Annotated in this window: 20 protein-coding genes, 2 tRNA genes, 3 rRNA genes and 1 pseudogene; 16 read left to right on the forward strand and 10 right to left on the reverse strand. The window is 63.2% G+C overall.

Annotated features, from left to right (window positions below; all coding sequences use genetic code 11):
- Window positions 1–32: 32 nt before the first annotated feature.
- Complete coding sequence (locus CAL13_RS06415) at window positions 33–953, reverse strand: LysR substrate-binding domain-containing protein (protein ID WP_086073540.1); 921 nt, start codon at window positions 951–953, stop codon at window positions 33–35.
- 245 nt (window positions 954–1,198) lie between these two features.
- Here CAL13_RS06415 and CAL13_RS06420 point away from each other — a divergent pair, with 245 nt between their 5' ends.
- Entirely contained in the window at window positions 1,199–1,468 is a 270-nt protein-coding gene (locus CAL13_RS06420) for a hypothetical protein (RefSeq protein ID WP_086071865.1), read from the forward strand.
- Window positions 1,469–1,519: 51 nt separating this feature from the next.
- Here CAL13_RS06420 and CAL13_RS06425 read toward each other — a convergent pair whose 3' ends face one another.
- Together CAL13_RS06425 and CAL13_RS21480 are read right to left on the reverse strand one after the other, a co-directional pair.
- Window positions 1,520–2,098 (reverse strand): carboxymuconolactone decarboxylase family protein, encoded by a 579-nt coding sequence (locus tag CAL13_RS06425; RefSeq protein WP_232467783.1) that lies wholly within the window; start codon window positions 2,096–2,098, stop codon window positions 1,520–1,522.
- A gap of 148 nt (window positions 2,099–2,246) precedes the next feature.
- Window positions 2,247–2,600, reverse strand: a complete 354-nt coding sequence (locus CAL13_RS21480; RefSeq protein WP_157664817.1) for a hypothetical protein — start codon at window positions 2,598–2,600, stop codon at window positions 2,247–2,249.
- A gap of 193 nt (window positions 2,601–2,793) precedes the next feature.
- Here CAL13_RS21480 and CAL13_RS06430 point away from each other — a divergent pair.
- The 5 genes from CAL13_RS06430 to rrf all read left to right on the forward strand — a co-directional run bounded on the left by CAL13_RS06430 (window position 2,794) and on the right by rrf (window position 8,203).
- Window positions 2,794–4,324, forward strand: a 16S ribosomal RNA gene (locus tag CAL13_RS06430).
- Between the two features lie 130 nt (window positions 4,325–4,454).
- Window positions 4,455–4,531: transfer RNA gene (locus CAL13_RS06435), tRNA-Ile, on the forward strand.
- Window positions 4,532–4,540: 9 nt separating this feature from the next.
- Window positions 4,541–4,616 (forward strand) — tRNA-Ala (locus CAL13_RS06440).
- Window positions 4,617–4,951: 335 nt separating this feature from the next.
- Window positions 4,952–7,833: ribosomal RNA gene (locus CAL13_RS06445) — 23S ribosomal RNA — on the forward strand.
- Window positions 7,834–8,090: 257 nt separating this feature from the next.
- Window positions 8,091–8,203 (forward strand): 5S ribosomal RNA (gene rrf, locus CAL13_RS06450).
- Together the 16S, 23S and 5S rRNA genes with 2 tRNA genes alongside form the textbook arrangement of a ribosomal RNA operon.
- Before the next feature lie 136 nt (window positions 8,204–8,339).
- On the opposite strand, the gene CAL13_RS06455 is transcribed toward rrf, so the two are convergent.
- The 3 genes from CAL13_RS06455 to CAL13_RS06465 all read right to left on the reverse strand — a co-directional run bounded on the left by CAL13_RS06455 (window position 8,340) and on the right by CAL13_RS06465 (window position 10,686).
- The gene (locus CAL13_RS06455; protein WP_086071866.1) at window positions 8,340–8,732 is read right to left on the reverse strand and encodes a YchJ family protein; all 393 of its coding nucleotides are present in this window, start codon (window positions 8,730–8,732) and stop codon (window positions 8,340–8,342) included.
- A 145-nt stretch (window positions 8,733–8,877) separates the two neighbouring features.
- Window positions 8,878–9,153 (reverse strand): GNAT family N-acetyltransferase, encoded by a 276-nt coding sequence (locus tag CAL13_RS06460; RefSeq protein ID WP_086056670.1) that lies wholly within the window; start codon window positions 9,151–9,153, stop codon window positions 8,878–8,880.
- 93 nt (window positions 9,154–9,246) lie between these two features.
- Complete coding sequence (locus CAL13_RS06465; protein WP_086071867.1) at window positions 9,247–10,686, reverse strand: MFS transporter; 1,440 nt, start codon at window positions 10,684–10,686, stop codon at window positions 9,247–9,249.
- 138 nt (window positions 10,687–10,824) lie between these two features.
- On the opposite strand from CAL13_RS06465, the gene CAL13_RS06470 reads away from it, so the two are divergent.
- The gene (locus CAL13_RS06470; RefSeq protein WP_086059295.1) at window positions 10,825–11,727 is read left to right on the forward strand and encodes a LysR family transcriptional regulator; all 903 of its coding nucleotides are present in this window, start codon (window positions 10,825–10,827) and stop codon (window positions 11,725–11,727) included.
- Between the two features lie 12 nt (window positions 11,728–11,739).
- On the opposite strand, the gene CAL13_RS06475 is transcribed toward CAL13_RS06470, so the two are convergent.
- From CAL13_RS06475 to CAL13_RS06485, 3 genes are read right to left on the reverse strand one after another with little or no spacing between them, the layout of a single operon-like run.
- On the reverse strand, window positions 11,740–12,456 hold the full coding sequence (locus CAL13_RS06475; protein WP_086056672.1) for an IclR family transcriptional regulator: 717 nt from the start codon (window positions 12,454–12,456) through the stop codon (window positions 11,740–11,742).
- A 29-nt stretch (window positions 12,457–12,485) separates the two neighbouring features.
- Entirely contained in the window at window positions 12,486–13,382 is an 897-nt protein-coding gene (locus CAL13_RS06480; protein ID WP_086056673.1) for an NAD(P)-dependent oxidoreductase, read from the reverse strand.
- A gap of 46 nt (window positions 13,383–13,428) precedes the next feature.
- A complete protein-coding gene (locus tag CAL13_RS06485) occupies window positions 13,429–14,892 on the reverse strand; it encodes an aldehyde dehydrogenase (protein ID WP_420042415.1) in 1,464 nt (487 codons plus the stop codon).
- 180 nt (window positions 14,893–15,072) lie between these two features.
- Here CAL13_RS06485 and CAL13_RS06490 point away from each other — a divergent pair, with 180 nt between their 5' ends.
- From CAL13_RS06490 to CAL13_RS06530, 9 genes and pseudogenes are all read left to right on the forward strand, one after another.
- The gene (locus CAL13_RS06490) at window positions 15,073–16,041 is read left to right on the forward strand and encodes a tripartite tricarboxylate transporter substrate binding protein (protein ID WP_086056675.1); all 969 of its coding nucleotides are present in this window, start codon (window positions 15,073–15,075) and stop codon (window positions 16,039–16,041) included.
- Between the two features lie 183 nt (window positions 16,042–16,224).
- Window positions 16,225–16,608: a hypothetical protein gene (locus tag CAL13_RS06495; protein ID WP_086071868.1), complete on the forward strand. Its 384-nt coding sequence runs from the start codon at window positions 16,225–16,227 to the stop codon at window positions 16,606–16,608.
- Window positions 16,605–17,464 (forward strand): annotated as a pseudogene (locus CAL13_RS06500) (alpha/beta fold hydrolase). Before CAL13_RS06495 ends, CAL13_RS06500 begins: the two are co-directional and overlap by 4 nt.
- A 126-nt stretch (window positions 17,465–17,590) precedes the next feature.
- Window positions 17,591–18,760: an ABC transporter substrate-binding protein gene (locus CAL13_RS06505; protein WP_086071869.1), complete on the forward strand. Its 1,170-nt coding sequence runs from the start codon at window positions 17,591–17,593 to the stop codon at window positions 18,758–18,760.
- Between the two features lie 16 nt (window positions 18,761–18,776).
- Window positions 18,777–19,643 (forward strand): branched-chain amino acid ABC transporter permease, encoded by an 867-nt coding sequence (locus CAL13_RS06510; protein ID WP_086056679.1) that lies wholly within the window; start codon window positions 18,777–18,779, stop codon window positions 19,641–19,643.
- A complete protein-coding gene (locus tag CAL13_RS06515) occupies window positions 19,644–20,630 on the forward strand; it encodes a branched-chain amino acid ABC transporter permease (RefSeq protein WP_086056680.1) in 987 nt (328 codons plus the stop codon).
- Window positions 20,627–21,409: an ABC transporter ATP-binding protein gene (locus CAL13_RS06520; protein ID WP_086056681.1), complete on the forward strand. Its 783-nt coding sequence runs from the start codon at window positions 20,627–20,629 to the stop codon at window positions 21,407–21,409. The genes CAL13_RS06515 and CAL13_RS06520 overlap by 4 nt, the downstream gene beginning before the upstream one ends.
- Window positions 21,396–22,109: an ABC transporter ATP-binding protein gene (locus CAL13_RS06525; RefSeq protein ID WP_086056682.1), complete on the forward strand. Its 714-nt coding sequence runs from the start codon at window positions 21,396–21,398 to the stop codon at window positions 22,107–22,109. Before CAL13_RS06520 ends, CAL13_RS06525 begins: the two co-directional genes overlap by 14 nt.
- A 3-nt stretch (window positions 22,110–22,112) precedes the next feature.
- Window positions 22,113–22,919: an N-acyl homoserine lactonase family protein gene (locus CAL13_RS06530; RefSeq protein ID WP_086071870.1), complete on the forward strand. Its 807-nt coding sequence runs from the start codon at window positions 22,113–22,115 to the stop codon at window positions 22,917–22,919.
- 234 nt (window positions 22,920–23,153) lie between these two features.
- Here CAL13_RS06530 and CAL13_RS06535 read toward each other — a convergent pair whose 3' ends face one another.
- Complete coding sequence (locus tag CAL13_RS06535; protein ID WP_086071871.1) at window positions 23,154–23,786, reverse strand: glutathione S-transferase family protein; 633 nt, start codon at window positions 23,784–23,786, stop codon at window positions 23,154–23,156.
- Between the last annotated feature and the right edge of the window lie 86 nt (window positions 23,787–23,872).

Here is a 23,872-nt window from a genome sequence, read left to right on the forward strand (position 1 = left end):
GGCCCTTTCTTCGTGAAGACCGGCCGGCGGCGTCAGGCGGCCGCCGGCCGCTCATGCAAGGCTCGTTGCGATTGTTCCAGTTCATCGCGGATCCAATTGCGCAGCGCCGCGAGGGGCGCCCAGTCGCGTAGCGCCGGCGGATAGACCAGGTGATAGCCGCGGGCGCCTTCGTACTCGATGGAGATGGGGGAAAGCCGTACCAGCCTTCCGTCCCGTAAGGCATCCGCGGCCAGCAGCTCCCTGGCGACAGCGAGCCCCAGTCCCTGTTCCGCCGCGGAAAGCAGCAGCGCGGCGTCGTTGAACACGGCCACGGGCGTGACTTCGCGTGTTATGCCGGCGGCCCCGAACCAGGCTTGCCACAAGCCCGCTTCGCCCAGCAGCGGCTCCTCCAGAAAAGTCGCCGGCGGGGCGTCCGCAAGCCGTCCCGCCATGGCCGGACTGGCTACCACGATCATCGACATCGATTCGTTGAACAGCCGTTCCGCCACCAGGCCCGGCCAGTCGCCAAGCCCTTGCCGCACGGCGGCGTGGAATCCCTCGCGCTGCAAGTCCACGACCTGTTGCGAGGTCTCGATTTCCAGGGCGAGTTCCGGATGCCGCTGCCGCCATCCCGTCATACGCGGCAGCAGCCAGCGTTGTGCAAATGAAGGCAGGACGCTGATGCGCAGGCGCTGCTCCAGCGCCCCGGCCGCGGCGGCGGCGGTTAGCACGCCTTCATCTAGTACCGCAAAGGCCCGCTGCACGCTGCTCAACAGGGCGGCCCCCGCGCGGTTCAATACGACCCGGCGCCCACGGCGGTCGAACAAGGGGTGTCCCAGCCGCGACTCAAGCAGCCGTATCTGCTGACTGACGGCACTGTGCGTCAAATGCAGCGCATCCGCTGCCGCGCGCAGATTCTGTTTCTCCGCGACGGCGCGGAATACCGGCAACGTGTTCAAGGGAAGCCGTGGCATCTTGGTAAGAAAAACTGACCAAAATGGCAAGAATATAGCGTTTCCTTCTCGGATGTTGGTCGGATAACTTGCACAGCAAGCATCCAGACGCGCGGCCGTCGTTGAAGTGGCTCCTTGGCCCAATGCCCGGCGGTTGAGATGCGCGCCGAAAGTCGGACCGATACCGGGAACGTACGTCCGTGGTGACGTGACTTTCTCGGCCGTGGCCACTTTCCCGATCCAACTTTTCGAACAAGGAGACACCCATGTCCGACACTTCATCCCTCCCCACGGTCGCGACCGGCGCAGAGGCCGGGCAGGCCACGGTCTGGCGTCACCTGGCGGCAAAACTGGGGGCGGCCTGGAAAGGCGTCTTGCGGGCGGAGAGCGGCGAGACGCGGCTGTCCCTCGACGGGGTGTCCATCGCTGAGATGCGCCAAATGGGGCTGCCGCCCGAAGTCATGGCAGACGCCGAGGCGCGCCAGGAATACGAACGGATCCGGGCGTTCGACATCTACCTGTTCCCCAACTGGTAGGGATTTGTGCCGGTGGAGCCGCGACGAAAGGGGACGGGCGGCAGACGCCGGTCAAGCCGGACCGTGCCCATCCAGCTCCGTTTCCACTCCATCGGGCGGCTGGATGTCGAAGGCGCCCAGCGTCATGGCGATCAGCGTGTAGTAGCCGGCAATGCTGACCAGGTCGATGACGCCCGCTTCGCCCAATCGATGCACGATGCGATCGTACAAATCCTGGGGAATGCGCCGTGTCTCGTGCAGCACGTCCAGGAATTCATGGATGAGCGCCTCATCGTCATGCGAATACGGCACCGGTTTGCCGTCGCGTAGCGCTTCGATCATCGCCGGCGCAACCCCGGCCTTGATCGCCAGCGGCTTGTGCGCCCACCATTCATATTCGGAGCGCCAGTGGCGCGCGAGGATCAGGATCGCCCATTCCGATAGGCGCGTGGGCAGGCTCGTCTCATAGCGGCAATACTGCCCCAGGGCCTGCGCGTGTTCCGCCATCGCGGGCCGATGCAGCCACACTGCCAATGGGCCGCGCACCTGTCCGCGCGGCCCGGACGCAATGACGTCATGAATGCGCTTCTGTTCGGGGCTCATTTGCGCGGGTTCCAGCAGGGGAACACGAGGCAAACGGGACGTGGTCATCGCGGCTCTCCAGTGCCCGGCGGGTCCTGCCCGGCGCAGCGGCATGGCGGAGCGGCGGGGCAGGGCGGGCGGCAAATCCATCGGAGTGCCATTGTGGCCGCTGCGCGCCTACATCGATCTGAAACGCGGCACGTTCGCCGGCAGTGTGCTATAGTCGCGCCCCTTCGCTGTTCGCGGTGCTCCACCGTGTCCCGCTTGCGGCGAAGACGAGTGCGTGAAGCGCCGGCAGAAAAAAAAGAAGCGACGCTTCGATTTGACAGCCAAAAAAAACTTCTTCATAATCTCGTTTCTCTGCTGCTGACACAGCAACGACGCAAACGACGCGACGGAAACGAAGCGACGGCCCGGCAAGCGAAAGCGACCCGGCAAGCGGATGCGGCGAAGTGAGCCAAGGCGTGGTGACACGGCGCGGCGTGTGGTGGTAGAGCTTGTTCTTTAAAAACGAAACAACCGATAAGTGTGGGCGCTTGATAAGACTGAGGCGCACCTGCTTGGCGAGCAAGATGCCGGGACGCGAGTCCTGGGGTTGAGTGAGCCGGGCGGGGCCGAAGAAATCAAGTGCTCACAGAAGTAAGTTTGAATCAGGCAGAGCAATCTGTCTGGGTTCTCACTTCCTTTGAGAGCGCTAAGCGAAAGACGAATCCGGTGGCTGTTCCTGTAATGGGGGTGGCGCGGGATTCGTACGAACAGAGATTGAACTGAAGAGTTTGATCCTGGCTCAGATTGAACGCTGGCGGGATGCCTTACACATGCAAGTCGAACGGCAGCGCGGACTTCGGTCTGGCGGCGAGTGGCGAACGGGTGAGTAATGTATCGGAACGTGCCCAGTAGCGGGGGATAACTACGCGAAAGCGTAGCTAATACCGCATACGCCCTGAGGGGGAAAGCGGGGGATCTTCGGACCTCGCACTATTGGAGCGGCCGATATCGGATTAGCTAGTTGGTGGGGTAACGGCTCACCAAGGCGACGATCCGTAGCTGGTTTGAGAGGACGACCAGCCACACTGGGACTGAGACACGGCCCAGACTCCTACGGGAGGCAGCAGTGGGGAATTTTGGACAATGGGGGCAACCCTGATCCAGCCATCCCGCGTGTGCGATGAAGGCCTTCGGGTTGTAAAGCACTTTTGGCAGGAAAGAAACGGCGCCGGCTAATACCTGGCGCACCTGACGGTACCTGCAGAATAAGCACCGGCTAACTACGTGCCAGCAGCCGCGGTAATACGTAGGGTGCAAGCGTTAATCGGAATTACTGGGCGTAAAGCGTGCGCAGGCGGTTCGGAAAGAAAGATGTGAAATCCCAGGGCTTAACCTTGGAACTGCATTTTTAACTACCGGGCTAGAGTGTGTCAGAGGGGGGTGGAATTCCACGTGTAGCAGTGAAATGCGTAGATATGTGGAGGAACACCGATGGCGAAGGCAGCCCCCTGGGATAACACTGACGCTCATGCACGAAAGCGTGGGGAGCAAACAGGATTAGATACCCTGGTAGTCCACGCCCTAAACGATGTCAACTAGCTGTTGGGGCCTTCGGGCCTTGGTAGCGCAGCTAACGCGTGAAGTTGACCGCCTGGGGAGTACGGTCGCAAGATTAAAACTCAAAGGAATTGACGGGGACCCGCACAAGCGGTGGATGATGTGGATTAATTCGATGCAACGCGAAAAACCTTACCTACCCTTGACATGTCTGGAATCCCGAAGAGATTTGGGAGTGCTCGCAAGAGAACCGGAACACAGGTGCTGCATGGCTGTCGTCAGCTCGTGTCGTGAGATGTTGGGTTAAGTCCCGCAACGAGCGCAACCCTTGTCATTAGTTGCTACGAAAGGGCACTCTAATGAGACTGCCGGTGACAAACCGGAGGAAGGTGGGGATGACGTCAAGTCCTCATGGCCCTTATGGGTAGGGCTTCACACGTCATACAATGGTCGGGACAGAGGGTCGCCAACCCGCGAGGGGGAGCCAATCCCAGAAACCCGATCGTAGTCCGGATCGCAGTCTGCAACTCGACTGCGTGAAGTCGGAATCGCTAGTAATCGCGGATCAGCATGTCGCGGTGAATACGTTCCCGGGTCTTGTACACACCGCCCGTCACACCATGGGAGTGGGTTTTACCAGAAGTAGTTAGCCTAACCGCAAGGAGGGCGATTACCACGGTAGGATTCATGACTGGGGTGAAGTCGTAACAAGGTAGCCGTATCGGAAGGTGCGGCTGGATCACCTCCTTTCAGAGCGCGCGTCTTGGTTTTGCAAGCGGCCACACTTATCGGTTGTTGGATAGACTGGATCGGTGATGCCTTGGGGGCGCGGGTGTTGGTGCGCGTCTTCGGGGGTCAGCAAGCGGATCCGATGCGAATTGGGTCTGTAGCTCAGTCGGTTAGAGCACCGTCTTGATAAGGCGGGGGTCGTTGGTTCGAATCCAACCAGACCCACCAAGTTAGACTGGGGGTGTAGCTCAGCTGGGAGAGCGCCTGCTTTGCAAGCAGGATGTCATCGGTTCGATCCCGTTCACCTCCACCATTTTCCTGGGTTTTTTGCTTGGCGAAGTGGGTTGGACAGTGGTTTGGAAAGGGGATCCGCGTTCGAGAGTCTAACGGTCAGTGCCGCGTGCGGTGTTGAGCGTTGGGTTTTTTGGCCCGACGGTTTATCGGTTTATTCGTTCTTTAACAATCTGGAAGAAGCACAACGAGAAGTATTGGCGGTGCATTGTTGTTTGATGCGCCGTTGGATACGGGTTGTGATTGCATGATTAGTTCAAACTCAAGTGAATTGAGGGTGAACGGCACAAATGCGCAAAGCATCATGTCAGTAGCAAGACGGTTGCTAGGAAGGTTTTATAGCCATTAGCGTTATAGGATCAAGCGACTAAGTGCATATGGTGGATGCCTTGGCGATCACAGGCGATGAAGGACGTTGTAGCCTGCGAAAAGCTGCGGGGAGCTGGCAAACAAGCATTGATCCGCAGATGTCCGAATGGGGAAACCCACTGCCGCAAGGCGGTATCCTGAACTGAATCCATAGGTTCAGGAGGCGAACCGGGTGAACTGAAACATCTCAGTAGCTCGAGGAAAAGAAATCAACCGAGATTCCGAAAGTAGTGGCGAGCGAAATCGGAAGAGCCTTTACGATTTAGCACGCAGGATAGCCGAACGGGATGGAAAGCCCGGCCGTAGCAGGTGATAGCCCTGTAGGCGAAATTCTGTGTGTGGAACTAAGCGTAAGAGAAGTAGGGCGGGACACGTGAAATCCTGTTTGAAGATGGGGGGACCATCCTCCAAGGCTAAATACTCGTGATCGACCGATAGTGAACCAGTACCGTGAGGGAAAGGCGAAAAGAACCCCGGAAGGGGAGTGAAATAGATCCTGAAACCGTATGCATACAAACAGTCGGAGCCTCGCAAGGGGTGACGGCGTACCTTTTGTATAATGGGTCAGCGACTTACATTCAGTGGCGAGCTTAACCGGATAGGGAAGGCGTAGCGAAAGCGAGTCCGAATAGGGCGATTCAGTCGCTGGGTGTAGACCCGAAACCAGATGATCTATCCATGGCCAGGTTGAAGGCACGGTAACACGTGCTGGAGGACCGAACCCACTAGTGTTGAAAAACTAGGGGATGAGCTGTGGATAGGGGTGAAAGGCTAAACAAATCTGGAAATAGCTGGTTCTCTCCGAAAACTATTTAGGTAGTGCCTCAAGTATGACTGCGGGGGGTAGAGCACTGTTATGGCTAGGGGGTCATGGCGACTTACCAAACCATGGCAAACTCCGAATACCCGCAAGTCCAGCTTGGGAGACAGAGCACCGGGTGCTAACGTCCGGACTCAAGAGGGAAACAACCCAGACCGCCAGCTAAGGTCCCCAATTACCGCTAAGTGGGAAACGAAGTGGGAAGGCTTAGACAGTCAGGAGGTTGGCTTAGAAGCAGCCATCCTTTAAAGAAAGCGTAATAGCTCACTGATCGAGTCGTCCTGCGCGGAAGATGTAACGGGGCTAAGCGGTAAACCGAAGCTGCGGGTGTGTACTTTGGTACACGCGGTAGGAGAGCGTTCTGTAAGCCTGTGAAGGTGACTCGTAAGGGTTGCTGGAGGTATCAGAAGTGCGAATGCTGACATGAGTAGCGATAAAGGGGGTGAAAAGCCCCCTCGCCGTAAGTCCAAGGTTTCCTGCGCAACGTTCATCGGCGCAGGGTGAGTCGGCCCCTAAGGCGAGGCAGAGATGCGTAGCTGATGGGAAGCTGGTTAATATTCCAGCACCGTCGTACAGTGCGATGGGGGGACGGATCGCGGAAAATCATCAGGGTGTTGGAAGTCCCTGTTGCTGCATTGGAGAGGGCGCTTAGGCAAATCCGGGCGCGTGACTCAAGGGTGTGGCACGAGCGAGCAAGGCTCGCGAAGTGATTGGAAGGGGTTCCAGGAAAAGCCTCTAAGCTTCAGCTGTACGAGACCGTACCGCAAACCGACACAGGTGGACGGGATGAATATTCCAAGGCGCTTGAGAGAACTCGGGAGAAGGAACTCGGCAAATTGATACCGTAACTTCGGGAGAAGGTATGCCCCGGTAGTGTGAGGCGCCTGCGCGCCGAGCATGATGGGGTCGCAGAGAATCGGTGGCTGCGACTGTTTATTAAAAACACAGCACTCTGCAAAGACGAAAGTCGACGTATAGGGTGTGACGCCTGCCCGGTGCCGGAAGGTTAAGTGATGGGGTGCAAGCTCTTGATCGAAGCCCCGGTAAACGGCGGCCGTAACTATAACGGTCCTAAGGTAGCGAAATTCCTTGTCGGGTAAGTTCCGACCTGCACGAATGGCGTAACGATGGCCACACTGTCTCCTCCCGAGACTCAGCGAAGTTGAAGTGTTTGTGATGATGCAATCTACCCGCGGCTAGACGGAAAGACCCCATGAACCTTTACTGTAGCTTTGCATTGGACTGTGAACCGGCCTGTGTAGGATAGGTGGGAGGCGCGGAAACCGAGTCGCCAGATTCGGTGGAGCCGACCTTGAAATACCACCCTGGTCTGTTTGCGGTTCTAACCTTGGCCCGTTATCCGGGTTGGGGACAGTGCATGGTGGGCAGTTTGACTGGGGCGGTCTCCTCCCAAAGCGTAACGGAGGAGTTCGAAGGTACGCTAGGTACGGTCGGAAATCGTGCTGATAGTGCAATGGCATAAGCGTGCTTGACTGTGAGACTGACAAGTCGAACAGGTGCGAAAGCAGGACATAGTGATCCGGTGGTTCTGAATGGAAGGGCCATCGCTCAACGGATAAAAGGTACTCTGGGGATAACAGGCTGATACCGCCCAAGAGTTCATATCGACGGCGGTGTTTGGCACCTCGATGTCGGCTCATCTCATCCTGGGGCTGTAGCCGGTCCCAAGGGTATGGCTGTTCGCCATTTAAAGAGGTACGTGAGCTGGGTTTAAAACGTCGTGAGACAGTTTGGTCCCTATCTGCCGTGGGCGTTGGATACTTGACGGAGCCTGCTCCTAGTACGAGAGGACCGGAGTGGACGTACCTCTGGTGTACCGGTTGTCATGCCAATGGCATTGCCGGGTAGCTATGTACGGAAGAGATAACCGCTGAAGGCATCTAAGCGGGAAACTCGTCTGAAGATTAGGTATCCCGGGGCCTCGAGCCCCCTGAAGGGTCGTTCAAGACCAGGACGTTGATAGGTCGGGTGTGGAAGCGCAGTAATGCGTTAAGCTAACCGATACTAATTGCCCGTGCGGCTTGATCCTATAACCCTGATGGTTGCAACACCCATCCCAAGCAAACACCGGCTTGCATAGCCATGATGCTTGCCCACTGTGCCGGCAGCACCTGCCCCGAACAGGCAGCGCTGCCCTGCAGTCCAACCCATCCAAACCCCAATACCCTCGCCGCGACGTCGCCTGCGACGCCGCGCGTGCTTTAACCAGATTGGCGTGGCGCGACCCCCGAAAGGCCCGGACCTTACCCGGCCCCACAAGGACCCCGCACCGCGCAACCCTTTACGCCTGACGACCATAGCAAGGTGGTCCCACTCCTTCCCATCCCGAACAGGACAGTGAAACGCCTTCGCGCCGATGATAGTGGACGGACGTCTGTGAAAGTAGGTCATCGTCAGGCTCTTATCCCGCAAAACCCCGCCGGCTTCCGGCGGGGTTTTGTCTTTGTGCGCGCCCATCCTCCAACGCGCCCGTCGCGCCGCAGCCTGCACGCCTGCAACCCTGTCCGGCCCCAGGCCCGGACCGCGACGCTTGCTTCAGCTAACGTCGCCGTCCACATAGAACCAGCGGCCGTCCTCGCGCAGGAAGCGGCTGACTTCATGCAGGCGTTGCCCTTTGCCGCCGGAGCGGCCGCGCGCCACGAACTCCACTTCGGCGTGCCTGTCATCCAGCACCGTATGGCGTTTCACCCGCAAGCCGAGCCATTTCCAGTCTGGCGGGTTGGGCACGATGTGCGCTGGCCGGGTCGTGGGGTGCCATGTGTCGCGCAGGTAGTCCAGCAGATTCAGGACATACGCGCTGTACCGCGACCGCATCAGTCTTTCGGCGTCGGGCGCCTGCAGATGCTGGGGGCCATGATGCCAAGGGCCGCAACAACGCCCGTAGACAATACCGCTACCACAGGGGCAAGGAAGAGAAGGGCTGTGCACCGCGACGGTCTCCAATGAATGAGAACCGGCAGTTTAGATCGCGCGTGTCAGCCGCTAGCCATTCGCGTGTCCGATCCCGCAGGCGCCGGCGGCCGCCGGCGCGTCGGATCTGCGTGCCACGGTCCCCACGCCTTTACGGCATCGTTCAGGCGAGCAGCGGCGTGTACTCGGGATGCCGGCGAAAGTAGACGGCGGCGTATGAGCACAGGGGGACGACCTTCCAACCCTGCGCCCGCGCATATTCCAGGGCGGATCGGGTCAGTTCGGCCGCGATGCCGCGGCCGCCGACGGCGGACGGTACGCCGGTGTGCAAGATCGTCATTACGTTGTCGCGAATGGAGTAATCGAGCTCGCATTCATGCTGGTCCACGACTGCGGTGAAGCGGTGCGATTGGGCGTCGTGCGTCACGGAAATATCCATCCTCGGCTCCAGAAGCGGGTGGCGGCAGCGCTATCGCGCTGCTTTGAAATGCGCAAAGGCAAAAGGCGCCCCGGCATTTCCTCACTTTACCCCTCAGCGGCATGGCGCGCTGGCGCGCGCCGCGCCGGAGCCCGTACGGACCCGGCCATCGTCGCCACCCCGCAAGTATCGCCATACCAAGGCCGCCGCCATGAAGTAAACCGCTGCCATGGTCCCATAGGCGACCGGGAGCGCGCCGCCCCAGTCGGCGAAGAGATGCAGGATGCTGCCCATGACGGCCACGCCGACCAGCACGCCGATCTGGCGGTTGGCGTTCAGGCAAGCCGCTGCGATGTTCGCGTAGGATTGTCCGGCCACTTGCATGACGACGGCCGTCATGGACGGTACGGACACCCCGATGCCCAGGTTCACCACGCAAACCAAACCGATGAACACCCAGTAGTCCGTCTGCGGCGTCAGCACCCCGGCGGTCACCGTTGCCGCGACGCCGGATAGCGCCATGCTCGTCATCAGTGTCCCGCGCGGCCCAAGGCGGGCCAGCACGGACGAGGCCGCCAGATTTCCAAGCGTGAACATCGCCATGGCAGGAACCAGCTGCGTGCCGGCCTGCAGCGGTGTAGCGCCACGGGCTTGTTGCAGGTAAAGGCTGAGAAGGAAAAACTGCCCGTATCCGCCGAAATTGGTCAGGAAACCCAGCCCGTTGGCGGCGGGGAACCGGGACGTGGCGAACAGGTCGCGGGGCAGCAGGGGATGCGAGCTGGTGCGCTGACGGAAGACAAAGCCGGCGGCGGAAATCAGCATAAGGGCCGCCGCCCCCAGGATCGGCAAGGCAGTCCACCCGTGCACCGGTCCCTCGATCAGGACGAAGCTCAAAGCCCCAAGCGCCGTGATGCCCAGGATGTGGCTGTCCATGTTGAGGGCACGAGATCGACGCGACGACCGGGGTATGGCGCGCTGCGCCATCGCCAGCCCGATCAGACCGATGGGCAAGTTGATCAGGAATATGCTGCGCCAGCCGAAGAGCTCGATGAGTACGCCGCCGACGAATGGCCCCGATGCGCCTGCTACCGAAACGATTGCCGACCACAGCGCCAGCATTCGCGCGCGCACATGGTCGTCTGGATAGGCTCGCGTCAGCAGGCTGAGCGAGCTAGGCATGAAAAGGGCCGCGCCCACGCCCTGCAGGAACCGGGCGACGACGAGCACCGTACCGCTGGGCGCCACGCCACACAGCACCGACGCCAGCACGAACACCGCGAGTCCGGCCTGATAGACCGCTCTCGCGCCGAAGCGGTCGGCCAGGCCGCCGCCCACGAGCAGCATCGCAGCGAAGGTCAGGGTGTAGCCGTCCACCACCCAGACCAGGCCGGACAGCGGCACCTGTAGTTGCACGGAGATATTCGACAGCGCCACGTTGACGACCGTGACGTCCAGCATAGCCATGATGAAACCCATGGCGAGCGTGAAAAGGGGAAGGTACTGGGCGCGAGCCTCGCCGGCGATGGGCGGCGTTCGGGAAGAGCGGTCGGGCATGGCGTTGATCTGTTGGCGGCAATCGTGGCTGCGCGGCGGAACCGCAGCATGTCTGTCCTTCGCGCCGCATGATAGCCCCCGGGCTTGGCATGCAAAAATACGTACAATTGCCGCATAGTCATGCAAAAATGCATCGCCATGGATTGGGACGACGCACGTGTCTTTCTTGCCGTTTATCGCGGTGGCACGCTAAGGGCTGCGGCCGCTTCGCTGCAGGTCGACCAGGCCACCGTGGGGCGCCGCCTGCGCGCGTTGGAAGAGGTTTTGGACGCCCGGCTGTTCTTGCGCACGCCTCGCGGCTATGTCCCCACGCGGGCTGGCGAGGTGGCGTTGTCCGCGGCCGAAGCCATGGAACGCGCCGCAGACCAGATGCTGCGCCTGACGCAGGGAACTGACGAGCGGGTATCCGGGACGGTGCGGGTGGCGACTTCGGACACCATGGCGCGTTTCTTCATGATGTCGGCGATCCAGCGCGTGCACGAGGCTCATCCGGACCTGCGCGTCGTCCTGACGACATCGACGCACCTGAGCAACCTGACCCGGCGCGAAGCCGATATCGCCGTGCGCAACGTCCGCCCCGACAATCCGGATCTGATCTCGCGCCGGCTTGCGCGCCGCGAACTGGGCGTCTATGCCAGCAAGCGCTATTTGAAACAGCACGGCGAACCCCGCCGGGGCACCGCCTTCGAAGGCCATTCGGTCATCGTCTATCAGCGGGCATATTTCGGCGCGCGCGCCGAAACCCTGTGCGGCGAGCCGTACGGCAACGCGCGTGTGGCGCTGGAAGTCAATTCGGGCTTGATGATGATGGAGGCCGTCACGCGCGGCATGGGCGTCGGCGAGCTCGCCAACTACATGGCCGACACCACGCCGAACCTGGTGCGGATCTGGCCCGACTGCCGGGAATTCTATGACCTGTGGCTGGTGATGCACGGCGACCTGCATCGCACCGCGCGCGTGCGTGCGGTGGCGGACGCGATCATCGCCGTGTTCGAGCAGGCCGATACGGAGCAGGCGGCGGCTTCGAAGGGTCGGACCTGATCCGACGCAGGCCTATTTGACCGAGGGCCAGCGTCCGCCGAGCGACTGTGTCGCCGCGCGGGCCGCCTCCTGCACCAGCTTCGACATCTTCTTGACGGCCGCGGGAACGAAGCGCTCTTTCGGTCCGGATAGCGAAATCGCGCCGCACAACTGTCCATCGGGACCGAAGACCGGGCTGGCCACCGCCGCACAGTTCGGGTCGCGCTCGCCCATGGATATCAGCAGCAGGCCCACGTCTTCGGGCGTTTTTTCCTGCACCAGATAGGCGGTGATGAGCCGTCCCGCTGCGCCTTTGTCCAGCGGCAGCAGATCGCCGACCCGGATGCGGTCGAGCGTCGAGTGATGCGAGTCCACGCGCAGCAGGCACATGCGGAATGCCGGATCGTGGTAGACGTGAAACGATGCGCTTTCCGTGCCTTTCTCCACCAGGCCCTGCAGGATCGGCAGGATGTGCTCGGTCAGCCCGTAGGTGGCCTCGTAGGCGCGTCCCAGGCTGTGGGCGAAGGGCCCCAGCGCATAGCGGCCGTCGGCGCGCCGCACCACCAGCGACGCCTTTTCCAGCGAAGCGATCAATCGCAGCAACGTGCTTTTGTAGAACCCCGTGGCGCGTGACAGATCGGCCAAGGTGATGGGTTCGGTGCGCTGGGAGATGGCGTCGACGATGGCGAGCGCGCGCTCGACGGCGGCGACGCCATCGCTGCTGGTGTCCTGACTGGCGGTACGGCTCATTCGGGCTGAAACGTGGGTTGGGGCCTATCCTAGGCGTTGCTTCCCGGCTCGGCATCGATGACGCGGCTGACGACGGGAAAGTAGCGGTCGCCATGGCCCTGCGCCTGCGCCGCCTCGAACCAATGGTCGACGTTGCGGGCATTCAGCGCCTGGACGCCGGTCTGCTGCGCCAGCGCCAGCGCGTAGCGCAAATCCTTGCGCGCGTACCGCACAGGAAAGGCCTTCTCGGGAAAATCACCCGGCAGAATAGCCTTTAAGCCATGGTTGCGCAACGCGAAGCTATCGGCCGACCCGCGCGTGAACGTCTCCAGGACGATCTTGGGATCCACGCCGGCACGGCGCGCGATCGCCCGCGCTTCCGACAGCGCAACGACGGTTTCGAAGAGCACCATGTTGTTCAGGATCTTGACGACCTGGCCGCTGCCGACCGGTCCGCACAAGGTGATTTCCTCGGCGAAAGTGGCAATCAAGGGCTTGACGCGTTCGAACACGGCCGCGTCGCCGCCCACCATCACCGAAAGCGTGCCGGCTTCGGCGGCCGCGCGGGTGCGGGCGATGGGCGCGTCGATGAAGATCATGCCGCGCTGGGCGAAGTCGGCGGCCAGTGCACGAGTCGTATCGACGGGGGAAGTGCTGGTGTCCACGACGATCTGCCCGGCGCGTCCGAGCGCAAGCAGACCCTGTGCGTCGCGCGCCAGCTGGTCGACGATTTCGCCGGAGGGCAGGGACAGGAACACCACGTCGCACTCGCGCATGATGCCGGCCACCGTCGCACGCTGTACGCCATGCGCAGCGCTGCGTTCCAGCGGTTCGGGATTCGTATCGAAAGCCAGCACGGGCAGGCCGCACTTTTGCGCCAGATTGCGGCACATGGGTTCTCCCATCACGCCCAGACCGATAAAGCCGATACGCTTGAATTCACTCATGAATCATTCTCCGTGGGTAGTTTGCGCGGCCGCGGTGCCGCGGCGTTCAAAGTCCGAAGTAAATGCCCTTGGCCTGCTGGTACAGGCGGACGCCGTTGATGCCTTTCTCACGCCCGATACCGCTTTGCTTGAAGCCGCCGAACGGCGTACTGATCGAAAGCTGCTTATAGGTGTTGATCCATACCGTTCCGGCTTCCAGGGCGGTGGCGACGCGCCATGCGCGGCGATAGTCCCCGGTCCAGACGCCTGACGCCAGTCCGTATACGCTGTCGTTGGCCTGCGCGATCAGATCGTCTTCATCGTCGAACGGCAGCGCGCAGAGCACCGGTCCGAAGATCTCCTCGCGCACCACCAGGGCGTCGCGCGACAGTCCCGCCAGAATCGTGGGCCGGTAGTAGGCGCCGGGCTGCAGCGCCGCGTCGCCCGGACGCTCGGCGCCGGTCAGCACCTGCGCGCCGTCGCGGCGCGCGGACTCCACCATCGACTCGATTTTTTCCCGGTGCGTGAACGAGGCGATGGGCCCCATCTGGGCTCCCGCGGCCTGCGGCAGGTCCAGCTTGATCGCATTGGCGCGGGCGACGAGTTTTTCCAGGAACCGGTCGGCGACGGCGCGCTGGACGTAAAGCCGTGAGCCGGCCACGCAGGATTGCCCGCTGCCTTCGAAGATGCCGCCGGCCACGCCTTCCACCGCGGCATCCAGGTCCGCATCGGCGAACACGATGTGCGGGGACTTGCCGCCCAGCTCCAATGCGACCGGCATGAGCTTGTCGGCCGCTACGCGCGCGATGGCGCGGCCGCTCGCGGTGCCGCCGGTGAACGACACCATGCGGACGCCGGGATGTTCGACCAGACGTTTTCCAGCGACGGCGCCGGTGCCGGTGATGACGTTCAGTATGCCCGCGGGCACTCCGGCTTCGAGCGCCAGGCGGCCCAGCTCCAGCGCCGGCGACGATGTGACTTCCGATGGCTTGAGGATGACGGCATTGCCCGCGGCAAGCGCCGGCGCCACCTTCTGCGCTTCCATGGTCAGCGGCGAATTCCATGGCGTGATCGCCGCCACCACGCCATAGGGTTCATAACGCGTCATCGAAAGATAGTTGCCGCGCGGCGGCGTGACTTCCCCGCATACGGTCTCGCACACGCCGGCGTAGTAGCGGAAGGTGGCGGCGGCGCTGGCGACCTGCGCCTGGCATTCCTTCCACACTTTGCCGTTCTCGATCATCTGCAAACGCGCGAACAGTTCGGCTTCGCGCTCCATGCCGTCGGCGATCCTGCGCAGGATCGCGGCGCGCTGATGCGGCAGCATGTCGCGCCACGCCGGCTGGCGCACCGCACGCCAGGCGGCGTCCACTGCGGCATCGACGTGCTCGGCGGTTGCGGCGCTGATCAGGTAGTTCTGCGAACCGGTGGCTGGGTCCACCGACGCGAAGGCGTCCGCCTGCGCGGTCACCCACGCGCCGCCGATAAGCATGGGTTTTACGGAGTCGGGAGAGGTCGGGGAAAGGGACATGAGGCGATGCTTCCTTTGAGGACTGCGCAGCGCACGGGCGGCGCCTGACGCGATTTGAATTGACAAGCCGGGTGCCGAAAAATATAAAATAGAATACGCGTTCTGTACAGAGGAACGCGTCGCCATAGCGAAATCGACACGACGCCATAGCGAAATCGACACGACACAAGGAGACACCCCATGCGCAGCAAATGGATGCGTGCTTGCCTGCTGGCCGCCGGTCTGCTGGCCGCGAATGCACACGCCGATTCCTACCCCGACAAACCCGTGACGATGGTCGTCCCCTATCCGGCAGGCGGGGCCACCGACGTGGTGGCGCGCGCGGTGGCCGAAAAACTGACGGGGGTCTGGAAGCAATCGGTGATCGTGGAGAATCGCGCCGGTGCGGGCACGACCATTGGCGCCAGCTATGTCGCACGGGCCGCTGGCGACGGCTATACCCTGTTCATGACGACCTCCGCGCACACGATCAGCGGGCACCTCTATCCCAAGCTGCCGTACGATCCGGTGAAGGACTTCGCGCCGATCACGCTGGTGACCAAGGTGCCGCTGGTGCTGGTCGTCAATCCGGCCGTTCCGGCGAAGAGCCTGCAGGACTTCCTGGCGTATCTGAAGCAGGATGGCAGCAACGTGAACTTCGCCTCGCCCGGAACCGGCACGGCGCAGCATCTCAGCGGCGAGCTGTTCAAGATCGCCACGCACGCCAACCTGACCCACGTGCCGTACCGCGGCGATGCGCCCGCGTTTACCGACCTGGTGGGCGGACAAGTGCAGATGATGCTCGCCACCATCACCTCCGCGTTGCCGTTGATCGAATCAGGCAAGCTGCGCGCGCTGGCCGTCGCCAACGACAAGCGTGTGCCGGCACTGGCGTCGGTCCCGACGTTCGGCGAAGCCGGCATGCCGGGATTCGAGGCGGCCACCTGGTTCGGCCTGCTCGCGCCGGCTTCCATCCCGCCCGAGCGGGTCGCGCGCATTCACGATGACGTGGCGCGTATCGTCGATACGCCCGACATGCGCAAGCGCATCCAGGATCTGGGCGGGGAGGTCGTCAACAGTACGCCGCAAGCCTTCGCCGAGTTCATGCGTGCCGAGCAGGACAAATGGGGGCGGGCCGTAAAGGCTTCCGGTGCGACGGCTTCGAATTGAGGGCCGTCTCCTGGGTCGCCGTCGCGGTTTGCATACCGGGTTTCCGGCTGTTGACTTCCCGATGGCACGCCCTAGAATGTTCTCCATAAAAGAATAGACATTCTGTGCAACAGAATACGTGCAACGGCATGACGCCCCCCGCCACGGCGCTGCCGCCGGCAGGTTCCACGAAAGGCTGGAGACATGTACGAACAACCGAATCCGTCTGAGCAGGACCTCGTCCACCGGTTTTCGGCGGCGGCGCGTCATTACGCGCGGCCGCGCGACCTCGACGCCGACATCCTCGTGCAGTTTGGCGCGGCGCCGGTCATCGTGCGGGTCCGGAGCGGCGCGGTGGCGGATGTGGCCGCGCCACACGCGCCATTGGCATCCTGGGATTTCGCCATCCGCGGCAGCGTCCGCGGTTGGCAAGCGCTCTGGCAGGCCATGCCGGCGCCCGGCTGGCACGACATCTTCGCGCTGACCAAGCGTGGCGAATTCGCCATCGAGGGGCGGCTGCAGCCGCTCATGGCGCATCTGCAGTTCGTCAAGGACCTGCTTGCCGCACCCAGGGAGGGACGCGCATGAACGCCATGGAACCCATGGTCGGCCGCTACGTGCATATGCCGGTGCAGGGCCGATCCTGCCGCGTGTATTTCGAAGAGGCGGGACAAGGCGTGCCCCTGGTATGCCTGCATACGGCGGGTGCCGACAACCGGCAATACCGTCACTTGATGTGCGACCAGGCCATCACATCGCGCTTTCGCGTGCTGGCCTTCGATATGCCGTGGCACGGCAAATCGTACCCGCCGCAAGGCGCCATGCGCGATGAATACCGGCTCTCGACGGCGCTTTATGTCGATACCATCCTGGCGTTTTGCGATGCACTGGATCTCTCGCGCCCCGCCGTGCTGGGGTGCTCCATCGGCGGACGCATCGTGCTCGAGCTGGCGCGCGCCCACGCGCACCGTTTCCGCGCGCTGATCGGCGTGGAAGCGGCGGACTTCCAGTCGCCGTGGTACGACACCCAGTGGCTGCACCGCGGCGACGTCCACGGCGGCGAAGTCTGCGCCGCGCTGGTTTCCGGTCTGGTCGCGCCCCAGGCGCGGCGCAGTATCGCGACGAGACCTTGTGGCAGTACATGCAGGGCGGGCCCGGCGTCTTTCGCGGCGATCTGCACTTCTATCGCGTCGATGGCGACCTGCGCGGCCGGCTGGGCGGCATCGACACCGCAGTCTGCCCGCTTTATCTGTTGACCGGGGAGTACGACTTTTCCTGCACGCCGGAAGACACCTTGCGCACCTCTGCCGCGATCCCGGGCGCGGAGGCGACCATCATGCGCGAACTCGGTCACTTCCCGATGAGCGAACATCCCGAGCGCTTCCGAGAGTACCTGCTGCCTGTCCTGGAGAAGATCGCGCTGCAGGATCGCGGCGACGCCTGAGTCCGCAGAACGGGTCCAGGAGGCGGACCGTCGGCGTTCGCGCCCGCTGCCCGATCCAGGCCAAGCAAATTCCAAACTTCAAGGCCCTGGCGGTCCGCCGCCAGCCATCCATAACAAGGAGACGATATGAAAGTTACGACCACAACCGCGCTGCTGGTGGCGTGCGCGGCTTTCGCCGCCGGCGCGGCCCGCGCGGACGAAACCCTGAAAATCGGTGCGCTGGTCACGCTTTCCGGACCGGGCGCGTCATGGGGGCAGGGCATGCGCAACGCCGCCGAACTCGCTGCCGACCAGGTCAATGCGAACGGCGGTCTGGAGGTCGGCGGCAAGAAATACCGCGTCAGCGTGGTGGCCTATGACGACAAGTACCAGGCCAATGAAGCCGTCACGGTGGCGAACCGCCTAGTGTTCGAAGACAAGGTGCAGTACATCATCGGACCCGTGGGCTCGGCGCCCGTGCTGGCGATCCAGCCGATCACCGAGAAGAACAAGGTGATCGTGCTGACGCTCGGGTTCACGGCCAAGGCGCTGGGACCGGACAAGGCATATACCTTCCGCCCCAACGTCACCACGGCGGAGGTCGCGCAGCCGCAGATCGATTGGCTCGTGAAAACGCAGGGAGTCAGCAAGGTGGGGGCGCTGTTTCCCAACGATGAAACGGGACAGCAGATCGCCAGCGATCTGGAGGCGGCCTACAAGAAGGCGGGCGCAAGCCTGTCGGCGAAGGAGTTTTTCGAGCGCGACCGCGTGGATTTCGTCCCCATGCTGACGCGCATGATGGCGCGCGGCATCGATGCCATCGAGCTGGACGGCAATTCCCCCGCCACGGCGGGGCTGATCGTCAAGCAGGCGCGGGAGCTGGGCTTTGACGGCAAGATCGTGCGCACCGGCGGCCCTGCCACGCAGGAAATCATCAATGTCGCCGGGGCGCAGGCGGCCGAAGGCATGTTCGTGCATACCCCCATCGACCCCAACCTGCCGTCAACCAAAGCCTATGCGGAACGGTACGCCGCCAAGTACAAGCAAGCGATGAACGGCTTCAGTCCCGCCTTCTATGACGGCACGCAGCTGCTGTTCGAAGCCATGCGGCGCGCGGGAACGGTAACCGATACCGCTCGCGTGCGGGACGAGATGGAAAAGTTGTCCGATGTGGACGGTGTGCTGGGCAAATTGAGCTGGACGGGCAAGGCGATGTACGGCATCGATCACCAGCTGAACGCGCCTTTCTACGTCGCCGAAGTGAAGGCAGGCAAGGAAGTGGTCCGCGCGCGCTGCACCGTGGAAGGCTGCCGCTGACGCGGCGGGAGGCACCGTGGACTGGACCTTACTGGCCGGCCAGGCGACGATCAATGGCTTGATCGTCGGGCTGCTTTACCTGTTGATGGCCGTGGGCTTCACGCTGGTGTTCGGCGTGATGCGCATGGTCAATTTCGCGCACGGCGAGTTCTACATGCTGGGCACGTTCGCCGCGTACTTCCTGATGACCCACGGCGGCATGAGCTTCCTGCCCACGCTGGCCATCACCTTCGTGCTCGCGGTCGCCGGCGGCGCGGTGGTGGAATGGGGTGTCCTGCGATCCTTCAGGCGCGATGAACTGAACGGCATGATCGCGACGCTCGGCCTGGCGATGATCCTGCAGAACCTCGCGTTGATGCTGTTCGGCCCCGATCCGCTGTCGATGCCCGCGATCGCGCGCGGCGCCATGCGCTTCGGCAAAATCGTGGTGCCGGCTTCGCGCGTCTACGTCGTCGGCTTCGCCCTGCTGACGCTGGCTCTGCTCTATGGATTCCTGCGTTACTCCAAGCCGGGCCGCGCGTTGCGCGCCGTCGTGGAAGACTTCGAAATCGCATCGGCGCAAGGCATACGCGCACGCATCTACTACCCGCTGGGCTTCGGCCTGGGCGTCGGTCTGGCCGCCGTGTCGGGCGCCTTGATGGCGCCGTTGTTCTCGGTATCGCCCTTCGTGGGGGCCACGCCGCTGCTCAAAGCCTTCATCGTCGTCATCCTGGGCGGCCTTGGAAGCCTGCCGGGCGCGGCGGTGGCCGCGCTGGCCCTGGGCCTGACGGAAAGCTATGCCAGCCTGTTCCTGAGCGGCAGCGCGGCTGACATGCTGATCTTCGTCATCGTTATCGCGATGCTTGTCGTGCGCCCCGCGGGTCTCATTGGACGGGGGAACTAGATGAAATCCACATCTCAAGCGCTGGACGGCGCTTCTTTTGCCCGCACGCTCTCAGGGCGGGGCGCGCCTTGGCTGCTGGGACTGCTCGGCGTCGCCGCCCTGGTGCCATGGTTTTGCGGTCCCTTCGTTCTGCACCTGGCGGTGCTGGTGTGCCTGAACGCCGTGGTGGTGTCGGGGCTGGCGCTCATCGCACGCACGGGTCAGCTATCGCTGGGGCATGCCGCCTTCGTTGCGATAGGCGCTTATGCGGCCGTGTTGTGCCAGCGTTTGCTGGGGCTGCCCTGGCTGGCGGCCTGCGCGGTGGGCGTGGGCGCCGCGCTCGTGGCGGCGGCCGCGCTGGGTTGGGTAATCGTGCGGCTGCGCGGCGTCTACTTCGTGCTGGTTACCTTCGCGTTCGGCGAACTCGTCAGGCTCGCGCTGCTGGACTGGGCGCCGCTGACTGGCGGGGCAAACGGTCTGGCGAACATTCCGGCAGTCCGCATCGCCGGCTTCGCCTTCGACCAGCGCGCCACCTTCTATGCCCTGGCGTTGGTCGTCGTGGCGGGCTCGATACTGGCGATGCGGGCGGTTTTTCGCCGGCCTATCGGGCAGGCCATCGACGCCGTGGCGGAGAATCCCCAGCTTGCCGAGTCCACCGGCCTTAGCGTGCGGCGCATCCAGCTGCTCGCTTTCGCCTGCGGCTCCGCGCTGGCGGCGCTGGGCGGGGTGCTGCAGGCTGGGTATGTAGGATATATCTCGCCGGAGTCCTTCAATACCGGTATCTCCATCGGCTACATCATCATGCTGGTCATCGGCGGACGTGCGTCGATCTGGGGCCCGCTGATCGGCGCGATGGTCCTGACGCCCTTGCCGGAGCTGTTTCGCGGCGCCGTGCAGACCCAGCATATTTTCTACGGCGCGGCGCTGATTCTGATCCTGAAGTTTTTGCCGCAGGGGCTCGCCGGATTGGGCGGGCTCACGGCGCGCGCGAAGGAGGCCCGGCCATGACCGCTCCCTTGCTTGATGTACAGGCCGTTTCCCGTACGTTCGGCGGTCTGGCCGCCTTGCGCGATGTGTCGTTCCAGGTGCAACCGGGCGAGATTGTGGGCTTGATCGGGCCCAATGGCGCTGGCAAGACCACGGCTTTCAACGTCATCAGCGGGACCTTGCCGCCAACCGCGGGCCGTGTCCTGTTCGAGGGCGCCGATCTGAGCGGCGGACCCCCGAGCCGCGTGGTGGCGGCCGGACTGGCCCGCACCTTTCAATCGACCTCGACCTATCCCTCCGCCACGGTGGCCGACAACGTCGCCCGCGGACTCCTGTCGCGCCTGCGCGGATCTTCGGTGCGCCTGCTTGCGGGGCGTCGCGACGGCCTTTTGGCGCCGGCGCAGATGCATCAGGAAGTCGATGCGATTCTCGCCATGCTGGATCTGCAGCCGTGGCGCGACGCGGCGGCAGGCGCCTTGCCCTACGGGGTGCAGAAGCGGCTGGGTATCGCCATCGCCTTGGCCGCCCGTCCCCGCATGCTGCTGCTGGACGAGCCCGCCGCGGGACTGAATCACGAGGAATGCAACGAGCTCGGGCGCGTCCTGCGCAAGCTGCACGACGAGCACGGGCTGACTTTGCTTCTTGTGGAACACCATATGGCCCTCGTCATGTCGCTCTGCCACCGGATCGTGGTGCTGGTCCAGGGAGAGAAGATCGCCGAAGGCAGCCCGCAGGAAATCCGGCAGCATCCCGCCGTGATCGAAGCCTATTTGGGAGCGCCCGACTATGCCCATGCTTGAAGTCGATGACCTGACGGTGCGCTACGGCAATCTCGCCGCCGTTCGCGCGATTTCCTTTGCGGTGGAGGCCGGCCAGATCGTCGCGCTGATCGGCGCGAACGGAGCTGGAAAAAGCTCCACGCTGAAGGCGATCATGGGTCTGGCGCCGGTGTCGCAGGGCGCCATCCGGATGGATGGCGAGGACGTCGCGCGCCGGCCCTCCTCGGCGCGCGTGTCCAGCGGAGTGGCCTTGTCTCCGGAGGGCCGCCGGCTGTTCGGCCGCATGACGGTGCTGGACAATCTGTTGACCGGCGCCCACGCGGTGCGCTCGCGCACCGCTACCCGCCGGCGCCTCGACGAAATCTACGCATTGTTTCCGCGCGTGCACGAACGGCGTGGGCAGCTCGCGGGATCGCTATCCGGCGGCGAGCAGCAGATGGTGGCCATTGGCCGAGCGCTGATGGCGCAGCCGCGGCTGCTGATGCTCGACGAGCCGTCGCTTGGCATCGCGCCGAAGATTGTGGGCGAAATCGCGCAGGCCATTCAGCGGATCAACCAGGAAACGGGGATATCGATCGTGCTTGTCGAACAGAACGCGCGGCTGGCATTGCGCCTGGCGCACCAGGCGTATGCCTTGGCCAACGGCGAAATCGTCAGGGCGGGCGCCGGCGCCGAACTGCTGGCCGACCCTTTCGTGCAGAAAGCCTATCTGGGAGTGTGAAGCATGGCTGGCTCATTGCCCGCGTACGAAGTGTTCGCGCTGCGCTATGCGCGCATGCCGCGCCAGCGGCGCGACAACTTCCTGGGCGGCGACCCGCACGACGGGTCCATGCCTATGGATTTTTTCGTGTGGCTGATCCGCGGCGCAGACACCGTGGTTCTGGTCGACACGGGTTTCAACGCGGCGGCTGCCGCGCGCCGCCGCCGGGAGCTGTTGCGCTGTCCCGTTGAAAGCCTTGGGACGCTGGGCGTGCGCGCCGAAGACGTCGCTCACGTCATACTGACCCATCTGCACTACGATCACGCGGGCAATCTCGACCGCCTGCCGCGCGCGACGTTCCACGTGCAGGACGCGGAAGTCGAATATGCCACCGGCCGCTGCATGTGCCACGGCGCCTTGCGCCACGCCTACGAAGCCGACGACGTGGTGACGCTGGTGCGCCGCGTCTATGAGGACCGCGTCGTATTCCATGACGGGGATAGCGGCCTGATGCCCGGCATCGGCCTGCTTAAGATCGGCGGCCATACCAAGGGCCTGCAAGCCGTGCAGGTTCACACGCGGCGCGGGTGGGTCGTTTTGGCATCGGACGCAAGCCATTACTACGAGAACATGGGCGCGGGCCGTCCGTTTCCCATCGTCTACAACACGGCGGACATGCTGTCAGGCTATGCCCGGTTGCGGCAGGCCGCCGACAGCGACGATCACATCGTGCCGGGTCACGATCCGCTTGTGCTGGCGCGCTATCCCGCCATGGCGAACGAACCGGACATCGTGGCGCTGCACGAGCCGCCGAGCCGCCAGCGTCAGTGACGGTTCCGTTTGGAAATCAACATGTCGCCGCCGCGATGCCCCGCCAATCTTTCCACAGTTGCTGTGGACAACCTTTTGGACATTCGACGGACAAAATAAAAAAAGCCCGTCGCGTCAAAGAGATAGGGTTCCTGGGTCACGAAACGCGCAGCACGTTCTGGTGCCCCGACTGCCCTATACACGAAAACGCCGCGCCTGGAAACGCGTTTGCCAGGCGCGGCGCGCGAAAGGGGATCAGAGCGAATCCAGCTTGACTTCGAAGCCGCGCCGGGTGGCGGGCCGGGCCATCATCGTTTCATACCAGCGCTTGACATTGGGGAAATCCGCCAGGTCGACCTTGTGGCGCTCGTGACGCCAGGCCCAGCCCACGATGGCGAAATCGGCCACCGATATCGGGCCAGCGACGAACTCGACCTGCGCCAGCCGACGGTCCAGTACGCCGTAGAGGCGGCGCGTTTCATCCACATAACGCTTGGCGCCATAGCGTTTGTCGTCTTCGTTCTCCAGCCCCAGGAAGTGGTGCGCCTGGCCGGGCATCGGCCCGAAACCGCCCATTTGCCACATCAGCCACTCCAGCACCGGGATGCGGTCGGCAAGCTTGGCGGGAAGGAACTTGCCAGTTTTTTCTCCCAGGTACAACAGGATGGCGCCGGACTCGAACACGCTGACGGGTTTGCCTTCCGGCCCGTCGGGATCGACGATCGCCGGAATGCGATTGTTCGGGCTGATGCGCAGAAACTCCGGCCTGTGCTGTTCGCCATTGCGGATATCGACGGTGCGCACGGTATAGGGCAGCCCCATCTCTTCCAGCGCCACGCTGATCTTGCGGCCGTTCGGCGTATTCCACGTAAAAAGTTCGATGCTCATGATGTCTCGGATACCTTTGAAAAACCCTCGTCGCCCAAAACATAAATGTCCCCCAACCCGGGACGCCGCGGATCCGGCTCCGCCGG

The sequence above is a fragment of the Bordetella genomosp. 9 genome (assembly GCF_002119725.1).
In the GTDB taxonomy this organism is placed as follows: domain Bacteria; phylum Pseudomonadota; class Gammaproteobacteria; order Burkholderiales; family Burkholderiaceae_B; genus Bordetella_C.